Here is a 21,168-nt window from a genome sequence, read left to right as displayed (position 1 = left end):
AACAATGAATCATATTTTAATAATTATTGATGGTATTTTAGCAAAGCATTTCTTAGAAAGGCTTTGTTTTGAAAAAGGATTAAACTTTTTTTTTACCATTGTTTATCAAAATGATACAAATATTGATTTAAATATAAATAATGAATATTTAGAATTTCATAAATTTGATCCTACTAGCACAGCTAGACTTGAGCTTATTATGACAAAAGATTATAAACAAGCTTTAATCTATATGGATAATGAATTTGATACTAAAAAAACTTATGAAAGCTTAAGATCTTTAAATTCGCAATTAGAAATTAATATTATGGATTTTTGGGGACTTGTTATCAACGATGAACAATGTAAGATCGTTGATGCAAGAAGTGCTTTAAGCAGAAGATTTTTAGATTTTTTACCTGATGTTGCTCTTACAGCTCAATATATAGGACTTGGACTTGGTGAGATTATGGAGATTAAAATCCCAGTAGGTTCTATTTTTGCCTATAGACACATAGGTTTTATCCAGCAAAAAAGATGGCGCATTGTTTTAGTTTATAGGAATTCAAAAATACATTTTGTAAAACCAAGTTTTATACTCTATCCAAATGATAGTATTTTGATAGTAGGAGATCCTGTAGTACTTCAAAGTGTTTTTCATAATATACGCGGAAATTTAGGTCAATTTCCAGCACCTTTTGGAAACAATATTTATTGCATTATTGATATGAAAAATATGAGTTTATTAACACAAGAAAGACTTATAGATACGCTCATTACCTTTAGTCAAAAAACCAATAGTCGTAAATTTTTCTTAAGAGTTATTAATCCAACTATTAACAGCATTTATGAAAAAATAAAAAAACTTATAGATACATCAAGTAAGAATGAAGAAATATTTTTTGATTATAAGAATACAGATTTTAAAAATCTTAATTCTTTTTTAGAAAATAATGATGTTGGAATGTTTATTACTGATCATAAATATTTTGAAAAAGAAAAAAAGAATTTTTTTGAACTAAAAATTCCTATTTTAAAAATTGGAGATACAGATTTTAATAATTTAAAAGAATGCGTGATTTTAAGCTCTGATGAAAATGAATTAGAAAATCAAGCTAATGTTATAGTAGATTTAAGCAAATTGCTTAATTTTAATGTGAGTTTTTATTATTATAATCCTATACAAGAAAATGTAAATTCTATGGAAGAGTATTTTGAGAGTCTTTCAAAACTCTATGATAAAAATATTTTAATTATCAATAAAAAAGACGAAAATCCTATTTTAAGCTTGCAATATAGAAATGATTTATTGCAATTTATTAGTTTTGATCCCGAGTTATTAAAAAATAGTTTATCAAGAAATTTAAGTACTAATTTTAATAAACACTATAAAAAGATGAGTAGAAATTATCAACTTTTTATTCCTATAAGTTAAAAAATGCAAATAGATATCAAATTAAAACAAAATTCTTATAAAGTTTTTATTAATGAATTAGAAAAACTTAATCTTGATACTAAAGTTGTTTTACTAAGCAATGCTAGAATTTTAAATCTTCATCTTAAAACTCTAAAAAGCAAAATAAAATGTAAAGAACTCTTTATCATCAGTATAGAAGAAGGCGAAGAATATAAAAATTTAAAAACAGTAGAAAAAATTTTAAATCAAATGTTTGTGCACCGTATTGATAGAAAAAGCGTTTTGATTAGTTTTGGTGGAGGAGTTATTTCTGATATTGGAGGTTTTGTTGCGAGTATATATCAAAGAGGAATTGAATTTATCAATATTCCAACCACTCTTTTAGCCTGTGTGGACGCTTCTGTTGGAGGTAAAACAGGGATTAATAATCAATTTGGAAAAAACCTCATAGGTAGTTTTTATCAACCAAAAGCTGTTTATTGCCAAAGTGAATTTTTAAAAACTTTAAATGATAAAGAATTGAGTTCTGCTATGGCAGAAGTTATAAAAATGGCTTTGAGTTTTGATATTTATTTTTTTAGATTCATCCAAAATATCGATAAAAAGCTTTTTTTATCAAGAGATGATGAGTTGCTTTCAAATATCATTCAAAAAAGCGTAGAAATTAAAGCCAAAATTGTTTCAAAAGATGAAAAAGAAAATCATTTAAGAATGATGCTTAATTATGGTCATACTTTTGCACATATAATAGAAAATCAAACTTTTTATAAAAAATATTTACACGCAGAAGCTGTAAGCATTGGAATTCATATGGCAAATATTTTAGCTTATCATTTAAATTTTCTAAAAAAAACACAAATTCAAGAAATAAATCAAACTTTACAAAAATTTGATTTGCCTATATTTTATAAAATACCTAATATAAATACCTTTTATCAAAGCTTTTTTCTTGATAAAAAAACCAAACAAGAAAAAATAAATTTTATTTTATTAAAAAAGATAGGAAAAGCTATTATTAAAGATGATATAGATAAAAATATCATTTTAAAAAGCTTAGAAAGTTTTATATGAAAAAAATACTTTATTTATTAATTTTAGTTTGTTCTTTTGTTTATAGTCAAAATGCTACAATTAATACTATCAATAAACAAATTGAAGAACTTAATTCTTTAATCAATAAAAATGTATGGAATATTCATTATGAAAATTTTAATAAATATCAAGAAATTAATAATGAACTTATAGTTTTAGATTCTTTATTAAAAAAGGATGATTTAAAATTAGAACAAAAAGAAGAAATTAAAAAAAAGATTGTTTCGTTAAAAGAGCAACTAAATCTTTTAAAAGATTATAAAGATTTTAATTTTGCTAAAATTTTGCTTGTTCCTCAAAATATAGAAATATTACCAAAACTTACCAATCCTTTAGAGATTATTAATGCCTTTTCTCATATAAAAAAATTAAAAAACGAAAAAGAAGAATATATTTTTAAATTTAATAATTTTAAAAATTTAATTGATACCATCAAAGAAAAAAATACAGATCTAAAAGAGCTTGTAAAATTTAACAATAGTAAAGAAAATATAAAAGAATTAGAAAAATCTAACAAAAAATTAGAAGAATTTGAACAAGCTTTGCAATTTGTTTCTGTTTCATTTTTAGTTTATGAAAAAAAAATCGATGAAGAAATTTTTCGTGTTCAATCTGAGATAAAAGAACAAAGCTTAAAAGCTTTAAATCTTATTATTGCTATTATCATAGTAATTGTTATATCGTTTTTGTTAAAAATGATTGTTAAAAAATATATTAAAGATAATGAACGCTATTATACTGCAACTAAGATTATTAATGTTATTAATGTCAATATTATATTATTTATTTTACTTTTTGTTTATATAGAAAATATTTCTTATTTAATTACTATTTTAGGTTTTGCCTCTGCTGGATTAGCTATTGCAATGAAAGATATGTTTATGTCTATGCTTGGATGGTGTGTAATTATATTTGGTGGAAGTTTTCGTGTAGGCGATCGTATAAGAGTAACATACAATAATGAAATTTATGTTGGAGATATTATAGATATTTCTCTTTTAAAAATTACACTTTATGAAGATATCACTCTTGTAACTTACACAGATAATAGACGTGCTGGAAGAATTATTTTTATACCTAATAACTATGTTTTTACAGAGCTTATATCAAACTATACGCATCATGGTATGAAAACCATTTTTGATGGTATTGATATTACTCTTAGTTTTGATTCTAATCTTGAAAAAGCTCAAAAAATTATTGAAGAAATCGTAATTAAACATTCTAAACCTTATACAAATTTAGCTAAAAAAACTTTAACTAAACTTCAAAATACCTATAGCATTAAAAATCCTCAAGTAGGACCTAAATTTTTTACTTTTTTTGAAAACTATGGCATGAGAATTTCTGCGTGGTATATGACAAATTCCTATGCAGCTTTAACACTTAGAAGTACATTATGCAAAGAAATTGTTAAAGAATTTAATAAACATAAAGATATAAAATTTACTTATCCAACTCAAAATATTTATTTTCCTTCTAAAGAGGATATTTTAAAACATTCTAAGGAGAATTTTTGAAGGAAAAAGTTTTTATTAAAACATTTGGTTGTCGTACCAATATTTATGATAGCGAACTTTTAAAAAAATATATTAAAGATTATGAAATTACCTATAAGGAAGATGAGGCTAAGATTATTATTATTAATTCTTGCACAGTTACAAATGGAGCTGATAGCGGGATTAAAAACTATATTCATAATCTACAAAGAAAAGGAATAAAAATCATTTTAACAGGATGCGGTGCTTTTAGCAAAGGCAAAGAACTCTTTGACAAAAAACAAATTTTTGGAGTTTTAGGAGCATCTGAAAAAAATAAAATTAATGATTTATTAAATACTAAAAAAAATTTTTATGAAATAGGAAATTTAAATTTTATAGATAAAGACATAGTAAGCAAATATGAACATCATACAAAAGCTTTTATAAAAATCCAAGAAGGATGTGATTTTAATTGTAGTTATTGCATTATTCCAAGCGTTAGAGGAAAATCAAGAAGTGTTAAAGAAGATATTTTATTAGAACAAGCTAAAATACTAGCCCAAAATGGCTATAATGAACTTGTATTAACAGGAACTAATATAGGAAGTTATGGTTTAAAAGATCAAACAAGCCTTGGAAAACTCTTGCAAAAATTAGGAAAAATATCAGGGATTAAACGTATTAGACTAGGTAGCCTTGAACCTGCTCAACTTGATGAAAGTTTTTTTGAAATTTTAGATGAAAATTTTATTGAAAGACATTTGCATATAGCCTTACAACACACAAGTGAAACCATGCTTAGAATTATGAGACGCAGATCTCATACAAAAAATGATCTTGCTTTATTTCAAAAACTTTCCTCTAAAGGTTTTGCTCTAGGAACTGATTTTATAGTAGGTCATCCTGGAGAAAGCGAAGAAATTTGGCAAGAAGCTTTAGCTAATTTTAAAGAATTTAATCTTACTCATATTCATGCTTTTGTTTTTAGTCCAAGAAATAACACTCATTCGGCAACTTTAAAAAATACTATAAATGGTCAAATTGCAAAAGAAAGATTAAATATTTTAAAAAATATAGTTAAAGAAAATAATTATAATTTTAGAAAAAATTATAAAAATACAAAACTTGAAATTTTAGTAGAAAATAAAAAAGACAATATCTTTGAAGGCTATGATCAATTTTTTAATAAAGTAAAAATTCATTCTTTTAAAGATATTTCAAAAGAATGGTTAAGTGTTAAAAATTATAATATTAAAGAAGAATATAATGAAGTTATTTTAAGGCATGATTATGAAAAATAAAAAAATTATTTTTATATCTTTGGCTATTTTGTGTTTATTATTTGTTATTTTATATTTAAAAAATGAAGTAAAATTTATAGATAAAGAGTTATATCAAAGCTTTCTTGATCAAAATTTAATACAAAAAGCTATTATTGATGAAAATGAAATTTTTTTAAAAGTTAAAGGAGAAAATTACGCCATCATAAAAGATGGTGTGGATATAAAAGAACTTTTAAATAAAGTTCCAATAGAAGTTAAAAAAGAAAATTATTTTTTGCTTATTTTAATTCTAATTTTAATTTTTGCTCTTTTATTTTTCATCTTGCTCTCTAGCAAAAAACAAAACTTTAAAATACAAAATCATCAAGAACAAAATAGAAATTTAAATACAAACTCTTGGGATATTAATATCAAACCCGTTATTTCAAATATAACTTTTAACGATGTAGCAGGTGTTAATGAAGTAAAAACAGAGCTAAGTGAATTAGTTGATTTTTTAAAAAATCCCAAAAAATATAAAGAATTTGGAGTAAAAATGCCTAAAGGGGTTTTAATGGTAGGACCCCCTGGTGTTGGTAAAACTCTGATTGCAAAAGCTGTGGCAGGAGAAGCTGGGGTTCCTTTTTTTTATCAAAGCGGATCTAGCTTTGTTGAAATTTATGTTGGAATGGGAGCAAAGCGTGTAAGAGAGCTTTTTTCTAGAGCTAAAATGATGGCGCCAAGTATTATATTTATTGATGAAATTGATGCAGTTGGAAAAACAAGAGGAGAAATGTCTAATGTAGAAAGAGATAGTACATTAAATCAACTTTTAACCCAAATGGATGGTTTTGAAGATAATAGTGGCGTTATCGTAATTGGTGCTACAAATAAAATAGAGCTTATGGATAGTGCTCTTCTACGCTCAGGACGCTTTGATAGAAGAATTTTTTTATCTTTGCCTGATTTTAATGATAGGCTTAAAATTTTAGAAATTTATATGAAAGATAAAAAAAATGAAGCAAATTTACAAAAAATTGCTAAAGCAACCGTAGGATTTAGTGGAGCTGGACTTGAAACTTTGGTAAATGAAGCTGCTATTAACGCATTAAGAAGAAATTCAAATCAAGTAAGTGAAAATGATTTTTTTGCTGTATTAAATAAAGTCCTTTTAGGAAAAAAGAAAATATTAAGTTTTAATGAAAAAGAAAAGAAAATTCAAGCTACCTATCAAGCTGCAAAAGCTTTGAGCGCATATTACTTTGATATAAAATTTGAAAAAATTACCCTTATTGAAGATAGATTTAAAGAGTATGAAAATAATATAAAATCAAAATCAGAACTTTTTAATAAAATAAAAGTTTATTTAGCAGGCTCGTGTGCAATGGAGCTTATTTACAATGAAAACTATACAAATTCACAAAATGACTTTTTAAAAATTAAAGAAATTCTTGATTTCATGATAAGTTTTGATATGATAGAAGACAGCTCTTTAAAAAAACAAAAAGAAGAAATGTATGAATTTTTAACCCCTATGAAAGAAAAAATTTCAAAGCTTTCATCCATTTTACTCGAAAAAGAAAAACTAGAATATGATGATATTAAAGAAATTATAATGATTTAATCATCATATTCTTTATGTAAAATAGTTCCATTAAAATCTATTAAAACTTTTATATTATTAACAAGTTTAATTTTATAATAATTAATTTTTTTTTCTATTTCTTTTGCTTTTATATTTTTAAATTCATTTTTGACAATACTAGCTATATTTACAGGCAAAATATCTAAATCCAAAGGAGTAATTTTAGCTTCTATCTCTCTCCAAGAACCATCACTAGAAAATTCAAGCTCTGTTCCATCGCTTAAATAAACTTCATAGGAATTTTTATCTTGCTGAACTATACCCACCGGAGCTTTAAAATATTTTTTTATAAATTCCTTTGAATTAGGAGGCAAAGAATCAAAGGAAATAATCATATCAGCTGATAAATAGCTAAATAAAATTAATGATATAATAATACTTTTAGTTTTCAAATTATAAACCCTAAATTCAAAATTTCTAAAGTATATTTTTTATTTGTGAATTTTTTGTGAATTTTTACAATAAGGAGTCTTTTTGTTTGTATTTATTTTAATATTTATAAATATTTTATTTTTTATTTTAATTCCTTATTCTAGTTATGATATATTTGGACTTAATATTTTATTTTTTAAAGAAGACTTTTATTGGCAAATTTTAAGCTCGATGTTTTTACACGCTGATTTAACACATTTAATTTTAAATATGATTGTTTTATTTCAATTTGGACTTATTTTAGAAAAACAAATCAAAGCTTTAAATTTTATTTTATTGTATTTTATAGGAGGTATGGCAACTTCCATCTTAAGCCTTTTTTATATTTATTTTGCGTATATTTATTTTAATCAAACAATCAATCTTATAGGTGCAAGTGGAGCAATTTGCGTATTAATGGGTTATTTTGCTTTTTTAAATAAAAATAGCACAAAAGGACTTATTGTAGCTCTTTTGCTTATGAGTTTTGTTCCTTTGCTTATGGGTATTAATATAGCTTGGTATGGGCATATTTTTGGATTTGTTTGTGGATATATTTTTGCAAAATTAAAAAATAATTTTAAAATATTTAAAAAATATTAAAAAAGAGAAAAAATGGCAACGAAAATTTTACTTTTAGAAGATGATTTATCCTTAAGCGAAATTATAAAAGAATTTTTAGAAGATGAAGGCTATGAAGTTATACTTTGTAATAATGCAAATGAAGCTTTAAATTTAGCATATGAAAAAAATTTTGATCTTTGGATTTTGGATGTAAAAATTCCTCTAGGAGACGGCTTTTCCTTGCTTAAGGAACTAAGAAATTGCGGAAAAAAAACTCCGGCTATTTTTATGACTTCTTTAAACACCTTAGCTGATTTAAAACAAGGTTATGATTCAGGATGTGATGATTACATACGCAAACCTTTTGAGCTTGCTGAACTTAGCATCCGCATAGAAGCATTACTTAAAAGAGCTTTTTCTCATAAAAAAGAAGATTTTGAAGAATTGGGAAATGGTTTTAAATTTGCATTAAAATCACAAATTTTATATCAAGATGAAAAACCTTTATCTTTGCCTAATAAAGAAATAAAACTTTTAGCCTTTTTATTAAAAAATAAAAATCATTTTATAAAAACCGAAACTATTTTTGAAGAAATTTGGGGATATGATGAAGAACCAAGTGAATTAAGTCTTAGAGTATATATTAAAAATTTAAGAAAGCTTTTAGGAAAAGAAAAGATTATAAATCAAAGGGGTAGAGGTTATAGTTATGTCGGAGAATAAATCAAGTAAAAAAGTGATTTATCAAATCTTATTTATCTATCTTACAACAACAGGAATTTTTTTAGCATTCTTCTTTACTCTTTGGTATCAAAAACTTTATGAAGAATTGATAATTTTACAAGGAAACAATCTTAAAGAAATTCATAGAAATATTGTTATTAATATTATAAATTCTAAATTTATTCCTGTCGAACAAAGCTCTAAAAATATAGCTGATTCATCAAAACTTAAATTTGCTATTTTTGATAAAAATCAAATTTTTTTCGATAATTTAGATTTTAATTTATCAAAAGCCAAAGCTAAATTTAAAGGAAGGGGAATTGAAAATGGAAAAGTATTTTTCGAAGCAAAAATGAATTCAAATAATTATTATTTAATTAATAAAAATAACGAAATTGACAATGAAGAAAATGCTCTTAAAATCATCATACAAGGAAATGATATAAATCAAGAATTATTATGGATTAGAATTAAAGTATTAATTTGTGCCATTTTTGCTTTTTTACTTCTTGCTATTATTGCCTATTTTTTAGTAAAAATAGCTCTAAAACCATTAGATGAAAAAATTAAATTTTTAAATCGCTTTATTAAAGATTCTACTCACGAAATCAACACTCCATTAAGCGTTATTTTAATGAGTATAGAACAACTCCAAAAACAAAATATAGAAAATAAGAAATTTGAACGCATTAAACTTGCAGCTAAAACCTTAAATCAGGTATATTCTGATTTAGTCTATTATAACTTTGAACACACCCTCTCCAAAGAAAAAGAAGAGCTTGATTTAAAAAAACTCATTTGTGAGCGTTTAGAATATTTTAAACCTTTTTTAGAGCAAAAAAAAATAACACTTATAAGTAAATTAGAAAAAAGTTTTATTTTTGCTAATAAAGCTCAATTTGTAAAACTTTTTGATAATCTTTTAAGCAATGCTATAAAATATAATAAAAAAAATGGAAATATCAATATTTGTCTTAAAGAAAATTTTTTAAGTATTAATGATAGTGGTATTGGCATAGCTAAAGAAAATTTAAAAAATATTTTTGATCGCTACGCAAGATTTAATCAAGATCAAGGTGGTTTTGGCATAGGACTTTCTTTGGTAAAAAAAATTTGCAAAGAAAATAATATATCAATTTCTTGTACTTCAGATGAAAATATAGGAACTACTTTTACTTTAAAATGGTAAAGTTTTATTTGCTTAAATGAGCTTTTTCTTTTATTTCTACTATGGAATTAAGTATTTTAATAAATTCTTTCTTATCATTTTGACTTAAATTATTCATTTTTGAATTTATAAGAATTTCAACAAGATTTTCATTTAATAAATCATTATCACCAAATTCTCTTGCTTTTTGTATGATCTTTAAAACTCTTAAATCTTTTCTGTTATACATTTAAATCCTTTAAAACAATAACGCTAACAAATCTTTTATTTGTTTGTTCGCGTCTATAAGAAAAAAATCTTTTATCATCAAAAGTGCAAATATTACAATCTTTTATATTATTTATTCTTAAATCCTTTGCTTGTTTTTTAACAATTGCTTTTAAATCAAGTCTAGAATTTTTAATAAAATCTTTAAAATACTTTTGCGAAAAAGATAAAAGTTCATCTTTAATTTCATAATTTTTTTGACAAATACTAGGTGCTATAAATAAATTGATTTCTTCATTTTTAATACTTGGATTTAAAAGATGAAATTTATCAATACTCTCTTTTAAAATATTTTCAAAAGTCCCCTTTCTTCCAGAATGAAGCCCAGCTATAATCCCGCTTTTATGCCATAAAAGCAAAGGTAAACAATCCGCGCTTAAAACACAAAGTGCGGTATTTTTACAAGTGCTAATAATTCCATCGCAAGAAAAATTTGTAAAACTTTTTGTAAAAATTTCAACTTTATTAGAGTGAATTTGATTCATAAACACACATTGTTTTATATTTTTAAAACCCAAATCAGAAAATAAATTCTCATTTAATATTTTAGCCTTAAAAGGGCTATAATCTTTATCATAGGCACAAAAAATACTAACTTGCTCATTATCTAATAAAGATAAGAAATTTTCTCCACTTCTTCCCATGTAAGACCTTTATTTTGATTTGTTTGCGCATAAAGATAACGCGCTAAAAGATCACTTTCTATATTAATTCTTCTTCCTATTTTATAATCCTTAAAAAGTGTTTCTTTAAAAGTGATTGGTATAATTGTAAGACGTATTTTATCTCTAAAAACTTCATTGATTGTTAAGCTTACCCCATCAATACCTATACTTCCTTTATTTGCCATAAATTTCATAATCTTTTGAGGTAAAGCTATAAAAAAATCTATCCCATTTTCATTTTTTTGAATCTTTATAAGCTCTCCTATAGCATCAATATGTCCTTGCATTAAATGACCATCAATTCTATCTCCATATCTTAAAGCAGGTTCTATATGCACTTTATCTTTTAAATTTTCTATAGCAATATTAGTGCGACTTTCATAAGAAAGCTCAAGATCAAAACCATCTTGATATAATTTAATAACACTTAAACAAGCTCCATTAACCGCTATACTATCTCCTATCTTTGGACGATAAGCAGTTTTTAGACTTAATATATGCCCACGAAAAGATTTTACTTTTGCAATTTCTCTTATGAGACCATTAAACATTTTTTAACCTTAAAATATTTTATTAAAAAGCTTATCAATTTTCTCCCCTACTTTATTAGTTTGATCTTTAGCTTTTTCTCCTATAACATTTTTAATTGAATTTGCGATACTTCCTACGTCTAATTTGATTTTGGGATTTTCACTTGTTCCTGTAATTGAGCCTTTAAAATTTGCCTTATTAATACTAGCTTCAAAAGGAAGATTTATAGCTTGAGTTTTTAAATTTATTGTTGCTTTATTTATATTAATATTGCTATATTTTGCTTGCATATCAAGATTAAAATCAATTAAATCCTTATTAATATTTGCTTTAGCGCTAGAAGTATGGAAAACTTCTGTAGTAATATCTTTTAATGTTAAAATTTTAACAGCTGTTGTAATAGCATTTGATTTTAATTTTCCTTCTTTAATATCAAGCTTAGCGTCTCCTTTTTCATTATTAATATCATAATTAGCACTTATGTCCGCTCTACCTTGATAAATATCAATAAAATCAAGACTTTTTGCCAACTCAGAAAGCTCAACATCATTTAAATTTGCATTCAATATATTGTTTTTAAAAATTGCTTCTAATTTTCCATTAAATAAATTTTTACTTATTAGTTCAATATCAAAATTTTTATCAAAATTTACTTTAGTATTAAATTCTGCTTTACCACTTAATTTTCTATCAGCTAAAAAACTTAATTTTGAAAAATCATCTAAAATAAGATCAAATTTAGAATTTAATATAACTTTCTTAATGTCAAAACTCCCTGTTAAATTAGGTATTTTTAAAAGATCTGAAATTAAACTAGCATTAAAATTTGCTATATTATTTTTTGCTATAGAGTTAGCCTTTAAATCAAAATTGATATTATTTGAAACTTGTTTATTTAAAATATTACCCAAAGCTTTAGCATTTAAGATACCCTTTATATCGAAATTTGCATTTGCATTTAATTTGTTAAAATTCAAATCTAAATTTTCTATATTTGCATTTATATAACCATTACTTAAAGATTCATAACCTAAAATTTTTAAGATTTTTTCAATTTTTGCATTCTTTAAAATAATTTTTATTTTATTATTTTGAAGATTAGCCCCAACCTCTTCACCTATATCATTAACATTCACATTCACATTTGAAAGAATATTTTGATCAAGCTCTAAAATTCCTGCTATAGATAATGGACCATTTAGCTTTATTTGAGTTAAATTCTGTAATTTTGATAAATCTGAAATTTTTAATTCAAAATCTGAGTTTAATTTATTTTTAGTTATATCATATAAAGTTTTTTGAGTTTTTAAATTTAAGTAATTTGTATTTATATTGCTAATAGCAAAAATTTTATCCTCTTTAATTAAAGCATTTATAGTAGAATTTATATTTGATTTAGGTAATAAAACTCCAAAATCTTTTTGAATTCTTTCATAGTTTATATAACTTGTATCAAGTTTTATATTAGCACTACCATTAGGTTTTAAATTTTTTGCTTGTATTTGTGTTATTATATCTATATTACCTTTAGCATAAGCAGGCATAGAAATAAAACTTAAAATATCTTCAATCTTTAAAGATTTTGCATCTAAATTTAAAACAATAGGATTAAAATCATAAATTCTAGAATCTAAATTTACATTAGAGCCTAGAAAATAACCTTTACCGTTAACTAAAAAATCGCTTATTTTTCCATAAGCTTTTCCATTAAATTCCAGATTTTTATTTAAATTTAGACCTAAACTTTTAGCATAATCTTTTTGTAAAGCGATATTATAATTAAGATCAAAAGATAATTTAAAAAGACTTAAATTTCCATCGATATTAAAATGTGCAATATTAGCTAAATCAGTTTTTAACTCCAAAGAAGAAGGTCTTAATTTAAAATAAGTAATATTTAAATCAAAGCCTAAATTTTGTTTTACTTTATTTTGAACAACATTTGAAACAATACTATTTCCAAATGATGTAAAAAGTATTACATAACATATAATAAAAACTATAGCAATAAAGGCTAATATACCATAAAAAATTTTTCTCATTATTTATCCTTAATATTTAATTTATAAATAAACTTTACTATAACTGACTAAAGTTATATAAATATTTTTATTTAAAGTATTGACAAATTTCATTTTTTATAATAATATTTTATCACTCAAAATAAAAGAGTGCTAAAAAAATTATTAAGGATGGACAAAATGAATTTTCAACCTTTAGGAAAACGTGTTTTAGTTAAACGAGTAGAAGAAACTAAAACAACTGCTTCAGGAATTATTATACCAGATAATGCTAAAGAAAAGCCTTTAATGGGTGAAGTAGTTGCAGTAAGCAAAGAAGTAAATGATATATCAAATGGTGATAAAATTATATTCGCAAAATACGGCGGAACAGAAATTAAGCTTGATGCAAATGAGTATCTTGTTTTAAATTTAGATGATGTTTTAGGAATTTTAAAATAATTAAAAAAAGGATAAACAATGGCAAAAGAAATTATTTTTTCAGATGAAGCAAGAAATAAACTTTATGAAGGTGTTAAAAAATTAAACGATGCTGTAAAAGTAACAATGGGGCCAAGAGGTCGTAATGTTTTAATTCAAAAAAGTTTTGGAGCACCAAGTATTACAAAAGATGGAGTAAGTGTTGCTAAAGAAGTTGAGTTAAAAGATAGTCTTGAGAATATGGGAGCTTCTCTTGTAAGAGAAGTTGCTAGCAAAACTGCAGATCAAGCTGGAGATGGAACTACAACTGCGACTGTTCTTGCACACGCTATTTTCAAAGAAGGTTTAAGAAATATTACAGCAGGTGCTAATCCTATTGAAGTAAAAAGAGGAATGGATAAAGCTTGCGAAGCTATCGTAGAAGAGCTTAAAAAACTTTCACGTGAAGTAAAAGATAAAAAAGAAATTGCTCAAGTTGCTACTATTTCTGCAAATTCTGATGAAAAAATCGGAAATTTGATTGCAGATGCTATGGAAAAAGTAGGAAAAGATGGAGTTATCACCGTTGAAGAAGCAAAATCAATTAATGATGAGTTAAATGTAGTTGAGGGTATGCAATTTGATAGAGGATATTTAAGTCCTTATTTTATTACTAATGCTGATAAAATGTTAGTAGAATTATCAAATCCTTATATTTTATTATATGATAAAAAAATATCAAGTTTAAAAGACTTATTGCCAATTTTAGAACAAATTCAAAAAACAGGAAAACCTCTTTTAATCGTAGCTGAAGATATTGAAGGTGAAGCTCTTGCAACTTTAGTTGTTAATAAATTAAGAGGTGTTTTAAATATTTCTGCAGTAAAAGCTCCTGGTTTTGGTGATAGAAGAAAAGCTATGCTTGAAGATATTGCTATTTTAACAGGTGGCGAAGTTATTTCTGAAGAATTAGGAAGAACTTTAGAAAGCGCAAGTATAGAAGATTTAGGACAAGCTTCAAGTGTTATTATAGATAAAGACAATACTACTATAGTTAATGGTAGTGGAGAAAAAGCAAATATTGATGCAAGAATCAATCAAATCAAAGCACAAATTGCTGAAACAACTTCAGATTACGATAAAGAAAAATTACAAGAAAGACTTGCAAAATTAAGCGGTGGTGTTGCACTTATTAAAGTTGGTGCTGCAACTGAAACAGAAATGAAAGAGAAAAAAGATCGCGTAGATGATGCATTGAGTGCTACTAAAGCAGCAGTTGAAGAAGGTATCGTTATAGGTGGCGGTGCAGCTTTAATCAAAGCAAAATCAAAAATTAAACTTGATTTAAAAGGTGATGAAGCAATTGGAGCTGCTATTGTTGAGAGAGCTTTAAGAGCACCTTTAAAACAAATTGCTGAAAATGCAGGTTTTGATGCAGGTGTTGTTGTAAATAGCGTTGAAAATAATAAAGATGAAAATGCAGGTTTTGATGCCGCCAAAGGTGAATATGTAGATATGTTTGCTGCAGGTATTATCGATCCTGTTAAAGTTGAAAGAGTGGCATTACTTAATGCGGTTTCTGTAGCAAGTATGCTTTTAACAACTGAAGCAACAATTAGCGATATAAAAGAAGATAAACCTGCTATGCCTGATATGAGTGCAATGGGAGGTATGGGAGGAATGGGTGGTATGATGTAATCAACCACTCAAAAAAGAGTCTATTTTTAGACTCTTTTAAATAATAATCTCTCTTTGTCCTTTAGAATCTGGCTCACTTAAAATCCCTGCTTTACTTAGTTGTTCAATGATATTAGCAGCTCTGTTATAACCTATTTTAAGACGTCTTTGAAGATAAGAAATACTTGTTTTGCGATCTTCTAAAATTACTCTTTTAGCATCTTCAAATAATTCATCAAATTCATCGTTATTATCAAAATCTTGAGCATTATTATTTGCTCCTTGAGAATCTTTTAAAAAATTCTCATCATATATAACGCTTTCTTGCTCTTTTAGAAAATCTACAACCTTTTCAATCTCACTTTCACTTGCAAAAGGAGCATGTAAACGCACAATAGAGCTTGTTCCTGGAGGAGTGAAAAGACAATCTCCACGTCCTAATAAACTTTCAGCACCCATGGCATCTAAAATTACCTTAGAATCGATCTTTTGCCCTACTTTATAAGAAATTCTGCTTGGCAAATTAGCTTTGATAAGCCCAGTTACAACATCCACAGAAGGACGCTGGGTTGCAACGATTAAATGTATTCCACTAGCTCTTGCCATTTGTGCAAGACGCCCTATATAAAATTCAACATCTTTTCCAGCAGTCATCATCAAATCTGCTAATTCATCAATAATCACTACAATGAAAGGTAGAGTTTCTAAACCATTTTCTTTCATTTTTTCATTATAATTTTCTATATTTTTTGTTTTAGCATCAGCCATCAATCTGTAGCGACGCTCCATTTCAGCTACCATATTTGAAAGTGCAATAATAGCTTTTTTAGGATCTGTAATTACTGGGGTTAATAAATGTGGAATTTCATTATAAATACTAAATTCAAGCATTTTTGGATCTATCATTAAAAGTCTTAAAGTTTTAGGAGAATTTCTATAAAGCAAACTCAAAAGCATAGAATTTATACCCACACTTTTTCCACTTCCTGTAGTTCCTGCGATCAAAAGATGCGGAAGCTTTTTAAGATCTGTTATAAAAGCATTACCTGCTATATCCTTACCTAGAGCAATCGCTAAAGAACTTTTTGCGTTTTGAAATACATCACTTTCTAAAATTTCTCTTAAATAAATTGTTTGGATTTGTTCATTTGGAACTTCTATACCTACTACATCTTTACCTGGAATTGGGGCTTGAATACGTATAGATTTTGCTTTTAAAGCCATAGCTAAATCATCTTGCAAATTTAAAATACGGCTTACCTTAACATCTGCGCTTGGTCTAAATTCAAAAGTGGTTACCACAGGTCCAACAGAAGTGCTAATGACATCTCCACCTATTTTAAAACGTCTTAACTTTTCTAATAAGTCATAAATTTTTTTATCTATTTCATTTTCATCCATATCTTGTTTAAGATGAATAGGATTAGCCAAAAATTCAAAAGAAGGAAGTTTAAAATCACTTGGTTTTTGAATTTCTCCTTGCCCTATATCTTTTAAAAGTTGCTGGTTTAGCTCTATTTCTTTGATTAAAACACTTTTAGAAAATTCATTTCTCTCAGTGTTATTTAAATTCACCTCTTCTATATCATTGTTTTGATTTAGATTTACTTGATCTAAATTTTCTTCTAATTCTTGTTCAATCTTGTTTTCAAAAATTCTTTGTTGAGGCAAAAAAGACTCTTCTTTAATTTCGCTTATTTTTACAATAGGAGTTTGTGGAATATATGGGGTATTTAATTCTTCTACCATAGGAATAACATCTTGTTTTTCTTCTTTTATTGGCACAACTTCTTTATTTTCATATTGATCGTTGATAGTATATTTATTTCCTTGAAGTATGTTTAAATTTTCTTCTTTTTCAAGAATTTCAATTTCTTCTTTAACGCGATTTTCTAAAATTTGATTTTGATAAATTTTATATTCTTCTTCAAGTTTAGCCTTTTGTAAAAGTTGTTCTCTAAGTTCAAGCTCTTTTTCAAAAATCTTAGGTTTATTGGTATTTTTTTGTAAAGAAATTTCTATATTTTTACGCTTATAACTTGGCTCATCAAGATTACTTTTCTCATCAATTTGATCTTTAAAATCTTCAATTTTTTTAGGTTTTAAAAAACGTTCAGGAATCATATCTGCCTCTTCTTGTAAAATAAAATTTAATTCTTCGTCTAAACTAATACTACTTCTACTTGCTTTTTTAGCAAAATTTTCAATTTCTTTTGAGGTTTCATATATAAAACTTTTCGATTCATTTATGATTTCAATATTCTCATTTATATTTTCCTCTTTTTTAATTTTATCAACCTCTTCTTTTTTTGTAGGTATATTTTCTATTAAATTTTTGCTTTCTTGAGCTTGCTTTGCCATGGAATTATCTTTTGCTTTTTCAGAAGACTCTAAAGTATTTTGAGAACTAAATTTAAAAATAGGAGTTTTAGAATTTTTACTCTCTACCTCTTCTTTTTCTCCTCCAAAAACATCCATAAACAAAGCTTTTATTTTAGATTCAAAATAAAGAAATTTGCTAAAATCTAATTCGAGATTAAAAACTTCTTTAGTAAAACTTGGAAAAAGTAAAATAATAGATAAAAGCAAAAAGAATAAAGCGATCAATCCGCTTAATATATGTCCAAAAAAGAATGAAAAAAGCTTATATAATAATTTTAAAACATAGCCTTCATTAGGATAAAAAATAGCAAATAAAAGCATTATAGAAAAAAATACAAAACAAAATCCAAAAATTTCACTTCTTTTAGAATTTTCTAATTTATAATGCCTTTTGTAGTATATATAGTTAATAACCATTAAAAAAAATGGATAAAAATAGCTAAATTTTCCAAACAATAAAATATTAAATTTATATAAAAAAATACCCATAGAGGGTATAAACATACACAAACAAAGATAAAAAATAACAAAAGTTGAGCTTAAAAAAATGACTTCTTTTTTAATTTTATATCCTTAAATTAAATTTAGAAGTCATTATAACATAAAAGATTTTATAGATAATTTAACAAGCTTATTTGAGAAATCGTAGAAGTTGCTTTCAATGAAGCCTGATAAGCAAGTTGAGTTTGCATAAGATTCATTATAGCCTCACCATAATCAATATCAATAACATTTGACTTAATGCTTTCTACATTTACGCTTAAAAAAGTTACTCTAGTATTAGTATCTTCTATAGTATTATGATAAGCCCCCATAACAGTATTTAGCTTACTTACATGATCTGCTAAATGATCAAGTCTTTCTAATGCTCCTTGCATACCTGTATTTCTTGGATCACTTGAATCAGCATCTGCTCTCATATTGCCACTTAATACAGCATCAATCATCATATCAAGATCTTTAATCAAATCCACATTAGGCTCATCTATAACTAAAGAATTATTAGCACTAAAAGAAAAATTCGGACCCGAAGTTATAGTTGATGTATGAGTAAAAGGAGGTTGTGGAAATGTTCCACTAGCAGAATCACTTAAAGAAATCGCTATATTTGTTCCTGAAGAAAGCTTATCTGTTACACTAATGCGTCCTTTATAGTCCATTTTAACATCAACTAAAGATTTTGAATCACTTAAATTTTGCTGAAAACTATTGTAATCATTTGCACTAATTTTTCCATTATCCACGTTAATGCTTTGAGTTGGAGCTTTATCCGAAGCAAAAAGTGCTATAACATCATTTAACTGCTTATAAGTTATATCATTTGAAGGAGTTACCACTCCACTATTTCCCGTAGCAGGATCTGTATGCATTATAGGGAAAGTGATAGTTTGATCAGGGTTTTTAGGATCTGGATAACTTACTCTTGAATTTGCTAAATCAATTGTTACATCATAAGTATTTCCACCCTTAGAACTTACTTTTAAATTTAAAGTCGTATTAAGACTATCTCCTGCCATTACCTCGCTAAGCTTTGTGGAATCCGTAGCGTAAGCATTGCTTCCTTTGATGATTTGAGAAACATTACCAAAAACAGTATTACCATCTTTTTCAAAATACACATTATCATAATCAGCACCATTTGCTTGATTTCCATCAGAATCTGTCATATTGCTTCTTATAAAATCTGTTTGAGCTAGACTAAATGTAAATTCTTTTTCTTCGCCGTCTTGTCCTGTTAAAGTAATTGTTACAGGTGTTTGTAAATTTGTTATATCTCCACCATTTTCTAATGCTTGTTGCATTACAGCATTGGTTACACTATCCATGCTAATATTATTCTCTTTAGCAAATTTTTCCATTTGTCTAAAACTTTCAGTTGTTTCCATTTGTGGAGTGTAAGCAACTGCATGAAAATCTAGTTTATTATTCCCTTGTTTTAAATCAGTGATTTGAATTTGACCGCTATCATTTATAGTTACATCAACTACTTTATTGTCTGCACTATTTCCATAAAGTGCTCCTATACTTTCCATCACATCATCTAAACTATCTTCTGGATTTACAAGCACAGCACTTTTAAAGCTTGTTCCATCCGGTCTTGTTCCTTGAACATAAAGAGTAGTTGGTGGAAAATCAAGTTTTAAATCTTTTTCATCAAAATCTCTATCTGGATCTAATTTTCCATCTTGAACATATCCTTGTCCGATCAAATGACTCCATTTTGAATCACCATCAAGGTATTTTGTTTTACTAGGATCTTCTTTTAAATTATAACGATTGTCAGTAAAACTTACATTTGTTGTAATTTGTTTTTTATAATCATTGTCTGCTTTAAAAAACAAATCCCAACCAGGGATATTATAAGGAGTTTCTGTTCCTGAGCCTGTTACGACATTGATATTATTTTTATCTCCATAATAATTACCATTTGAATCAAAAGGTTTATTATTTACTTGAGAACCTGAAAAAAGATATTGACCATTTATACTTGTATTTGCAAGCTGTAAAATACTTTCTTTGATTCTTTTTAGCTCGTTTGCTATAGCTTCCCTTGAGGTTTGAGAGTTACTATCACTTGCAGCTTGAGTTACCTTAACCTTAAAATCTTCCAAAAGTTTTACCATATCTTGTAAAGCTTTCATACTATTTTGAGTCATTTCTTGAGCAGATTGTGTTGCTTCTTTAACTTGCTGTAAAGTTTTAAGCTCATATTCAAGCCTAGTACTATCAATATAAGCACTCGCATCTTCATAAGAATCTTGTATCTTAAGACCTGAAGAAATTTGTTGAGATATTTTATACAAAGCATTTTGACCATTCATAGAGTTAGAAATCGAATTTGTAAAATTTAATTTATTGGTAACTCTCATTTATAATTCCTTGATAAATTGATAATTATCTTTTCAAATATTGCTAAAAACCAAATAAGCAATAAATATTCCAAAAAAATAATTTATCGATAGTTTTATAGAAATTTCATTTTTTATTATTTAATATCTTTATAAAAATTTTATTAGCAAACTTTATAACTATCGACTTTTAAGTGTATTTATTTACATTTAAACAAATATTTAATCATAGAATTTTATTAATAAAAAATCATTTTTACCTTTTTAAAGCATTTTTTAACCTAAAAAAAGTATAATTTCCAATTTTAGCCCAAGTGGTGAAACTGGTAGACGCGCTAGACTCAAAATCTAGTAAGGGCAACCTTGTGTCGGTTCGAGTCCGACCTTGGGCACCATTACTTCTTATCTCAATTAATCTCTTTTAATATTTTGAAAAATATATGCAAAAAATATTTTTTAAAAATTTGCACATACTTTATAAGGATAAAAATGGATAGATAATTAAAAGATTTTTACACAACTAAATACCCTAGTAAAAAGCTTAAATAGATTTTAAAACCTATAAATTTATATTTCTATCTAAAATAAAAATCTTAAAATGTCTATCTTATTTCAAGAAAATGATAATTCTTTTA

16 protein-coding genes, 1 tRNA gene and 1 pseudogene are annotated in these 21,168 nt (G+C 25.9%); 11 read left to right on the top strand and 7 right to left on the bottom strand.

Features of this window, described 5'->3' with window-relative positions:
- The first annotated feature begins 4 nt into the window (after positions 1-4).
- The 5 genes from GQV94_RS00090 to GQV94_RS00070 are packed head-to-tail and all read left to right on the top strand — an operon-like array spanning position 5 to position 6,855.
- On the top strand, positions 5-1,414 hold the full coding sequence (locus GQV94_RS00090) for a COG3400 family protein (protein ID WP_200168956.1): 1,410 nt from the start codon (positions 5-7) through the stop codon (positions 1,412-1,414).
- A gap of 3 nt (positions 1,415-1,417) precedes the next feature.
- Positions 1,418-2,467 carry a 3-dehydroquinate synthase gene (gene aroB / locus GQV94_RS00085; protein ID WP_200168955.1) on the top strand — a complete coding sequence of 350 codons (1,050 nt, stop codon included), beginning with the start codon at positions 1,418-1,420 and terminating at the stop codon, positions 2,465-2,467.
- Complete coding sequence (locus tag GQV94_RS00080) at positions 2,464-4,008, top strand: mechanosensitive ion channel domain-containing protein (RefSeq protein WP_200168954.1); 1,545 nt, start codon at positions 2,464-2,466, stop codon at positions 4,006-4,008. Before aroB ends, GQV94_RS00080 begins: the two co-directional genes overlap by 4 nt.
- Positions 4,005-5,270, top strand: coding sequence for a tRNA (N(6)-L-threonylcarbamoyladenosine(37)-C(2))-methylthiotransferase MtaB (gene mtaB, locus GQV94_RS00075; RefSeq protein ID WP_200168953.1), 1,266 nt, complete (start codon positions 4,005-4,007; stop codon positions 5,268-5,270). Before GQV94_RS00080 ends, mtaB begins: the two co-directional genes overlap by 4 nt.
- On the top strand, positions 5,260-6,855 hold the full coding sequence (locus GQV94_RS00070; RefSeq protein ID WP_200168952.1) for an AAA family ATPase: 1,596 nt from the start codon (positions 5,260-5,262) through the stop codon (positions 6,853-6,855). The genes mtaB and GQV94_RS00070 overlap by 11 nt, the downstream gene beginning before the upstream one ends.
- On the opposite strand, the gene GQV94_RS00065 is transcribed toward GQV94_RS00070, so the two are convergent.
- A complete protein-coding gene (locus tag GQV94_RS00065; protein ID WP_200169133.1) occupies positions 6,852-7,211 on the bottom strand; it encodes a PepSY-like domain-containing protein in 360 nt (119 codons plus the stop codon). The two genes, GQV94_RS00070 and GQV94_RS00065, sit on opposite strands and share 4 nt — an antisense overlap.
- Positions 7,212-7,350: 139 nt before the next feature.
- Between GQV94_RS00065 and GQV94_RS00060 the strand changes: the two genes are divergently transcribed.
- The 3 genes from GQV94_RS00060 to GQV94_RS00050 are packed head-to-tail and all read left to right on the top strand — an operon-like array spanning position 7,351 to position 9,763.
- Positions 7,351-7,890 carry a rhomboid family intramembrane serine protease gene (locus tag GQV94_RS00060; RefSeq protein ID WP_200168951.1) on the top strand — a complete coding sequence of 180 codons (540 nt, stop codon included), beginning with the start codon at positions 7,351-7,353 and terminating at the stop codon, positions 7,888-7,890.
- A 12-nt stretch (positions 7,891-7,902) separates the two neighbouring features.
- Positions 7,903-8,574, top strand: a complete 672-nt coding sequence (dccR, locus tag GQV94_RS00055; RefSeq protein WP_200168950.1) for a two-component system response regulator DccR — start codon at positions 7,903-7,905, stop codon at positions 8,572-8,574.
- On the top strand, positions 8,561-9,763 hold the full coding sequence (locus GQV94_RS00050) for a sensor histidine kinase (protein ID WP_200168949.1): 1,203 nt from the start codon (positions 8,561-8,563) through the stop codon (positions 9,761-9,763). The genes dccR and GQV94_RS00050 overlap by 14 nt, the downstream gene beginning before the upstream one ends.
- A gap of 4 nt (positions 9,764-9,767) precedes the next feature.
- Here the strand turns inward: GQV94_RS00050 and GQV94_RS00045 are convergent, their stop codons facing one another.
- From GQV94_RS00045 to GQV94_RS00030, 4 genes are read right to left on the bottom strand one after another with little or no spacing between them, the layout of a single operon-like run.
- Positions 9,768-9,971, bottom strand: a complete 204-nt coding sequence (locus tag GQV94_RS00045) for a hypothetical protein (RefSeq protein WP_200168948.1) — start codon at positions 9,969-9,971, stop codon at positions 9,768-9,770.
- Positions 9,964-10,653, bottom strand: coding sequence for a polyphenol oxidase family protein (locus GQV94_RS00040; RefSeq protein ID WP_200168947.1), 690 nt, complete (start codon positions 10,651-10,653; stop codon positions 9,964-9,966). Before GQV94_RS00040 ends, GQV94_RS00045 begins: the two co-directional genes overlap by 8 nt.
- Positions 10,617-11,225, bottom strand: coding sequence for a riboflavin synthase (gene ribE / locus GQV94_RS00035; protein WP_200168946.1), 609 nt, complete (start codon positions 11,223-11,225; stop codon positions 10,617-10,619). The genes GQV94_RS00040 and ribE overlap by 37 nt, the downstream gene beginning before the upstream one ends.
- A gap of 9 nt (positions 11,226-11,234) precedes the next feature.
- Positions 11,235-13,247, bottom strand: coding sequence for a hypothetical protein (locus GQV94_RS00030; RefSeq protein ID WP_200168945.1), 2,013 nt, complete (start codon positions 13,245-13,247; stop codon positions 11,235-11,237).
- 159 nt (positions 13,248-13,406) lie between these two features.
- Between GQV94_RS00030 and groES the strand changes: the two genes are divergently transcribed.
- Together groES and groL are read left to right on the top strand one after the other, a co-directional pair.
- The gene (gene groES, locus GQV94_RS00025; protein ID WP_200168944.1) at positions 13,407-13,667 is read left to right on the top strand and encodes a co-chaperone GroES; all 261 of its coding nucleotides are present in this window, start codon (positions 13,407-13,409) and stop codon (positions 13,665-13,667) included.
- Between the two features lie 18 nt (positions 13,668-13,685).
- Positions 13,686-15,323: a chaperonin GroEL gene (gene groL, locus GQV94_RS00020; RefSeq protein ID WP_200168943.1), complete on the top strand. Its 1,638-nt coding sequence runs from the start codon at positions 13,686-13,688 to the stop codon at positions 15,321-15,323.
- A gap of 36 nt (positions 15,324-15,359) precedes the next feature.
- On the opposite strand, the pseudogene GQV94_RS00015 reads toward groL, so the two are convergent.
- Positions 15,360-17,621 (bottom strand): annotated as a pseudogene (locus GQV94_RS00015) (DNA translocase FtsK); the annotation flags it as partial.
- Between the two features lie 674 nt (positions 17,622-18,295).
- Positions 18,296-20,554 (bottom strand): flagellar hook-associated protein FlgL, encoded by a 2,259-nt coding sequence (flgL, locus tag GQV94_RS00010; protein ID WP_200168941.1) that lies wholly within the window; start codon positions 20,552-20,554, stop codon positions 18,296-18,298.
- A 287-nt stretch (positions 20,555-20,841) separates the two neighbouring features.
- On the opposite strand from flgL, the gene GQV94_RS00005 reads away from it, so the two are divergent.
- Positions 20,842-20,928, top strand: a tRNA-Leu gene (locus GQV94_RS00005).
- Positions 20,929-21,168: the final 240 nt, after the last annotated feature.

The sequence above is a fragment of the Campylobacter sp. TTU_617 genome, from assembly GCF_016599045.1.
Taxonomy (GTDB): domain Bacteria; phylum Campylobacterota; class Campylobacteria; order Campylobacterales; family Campylobacteraceae; genus Campylobacter_D.
The sequence above is the reverse complement of the archived record's forward strand: the minus strand, read 5'-3'. Positions and strand labels throughout refer to the sequence as shown.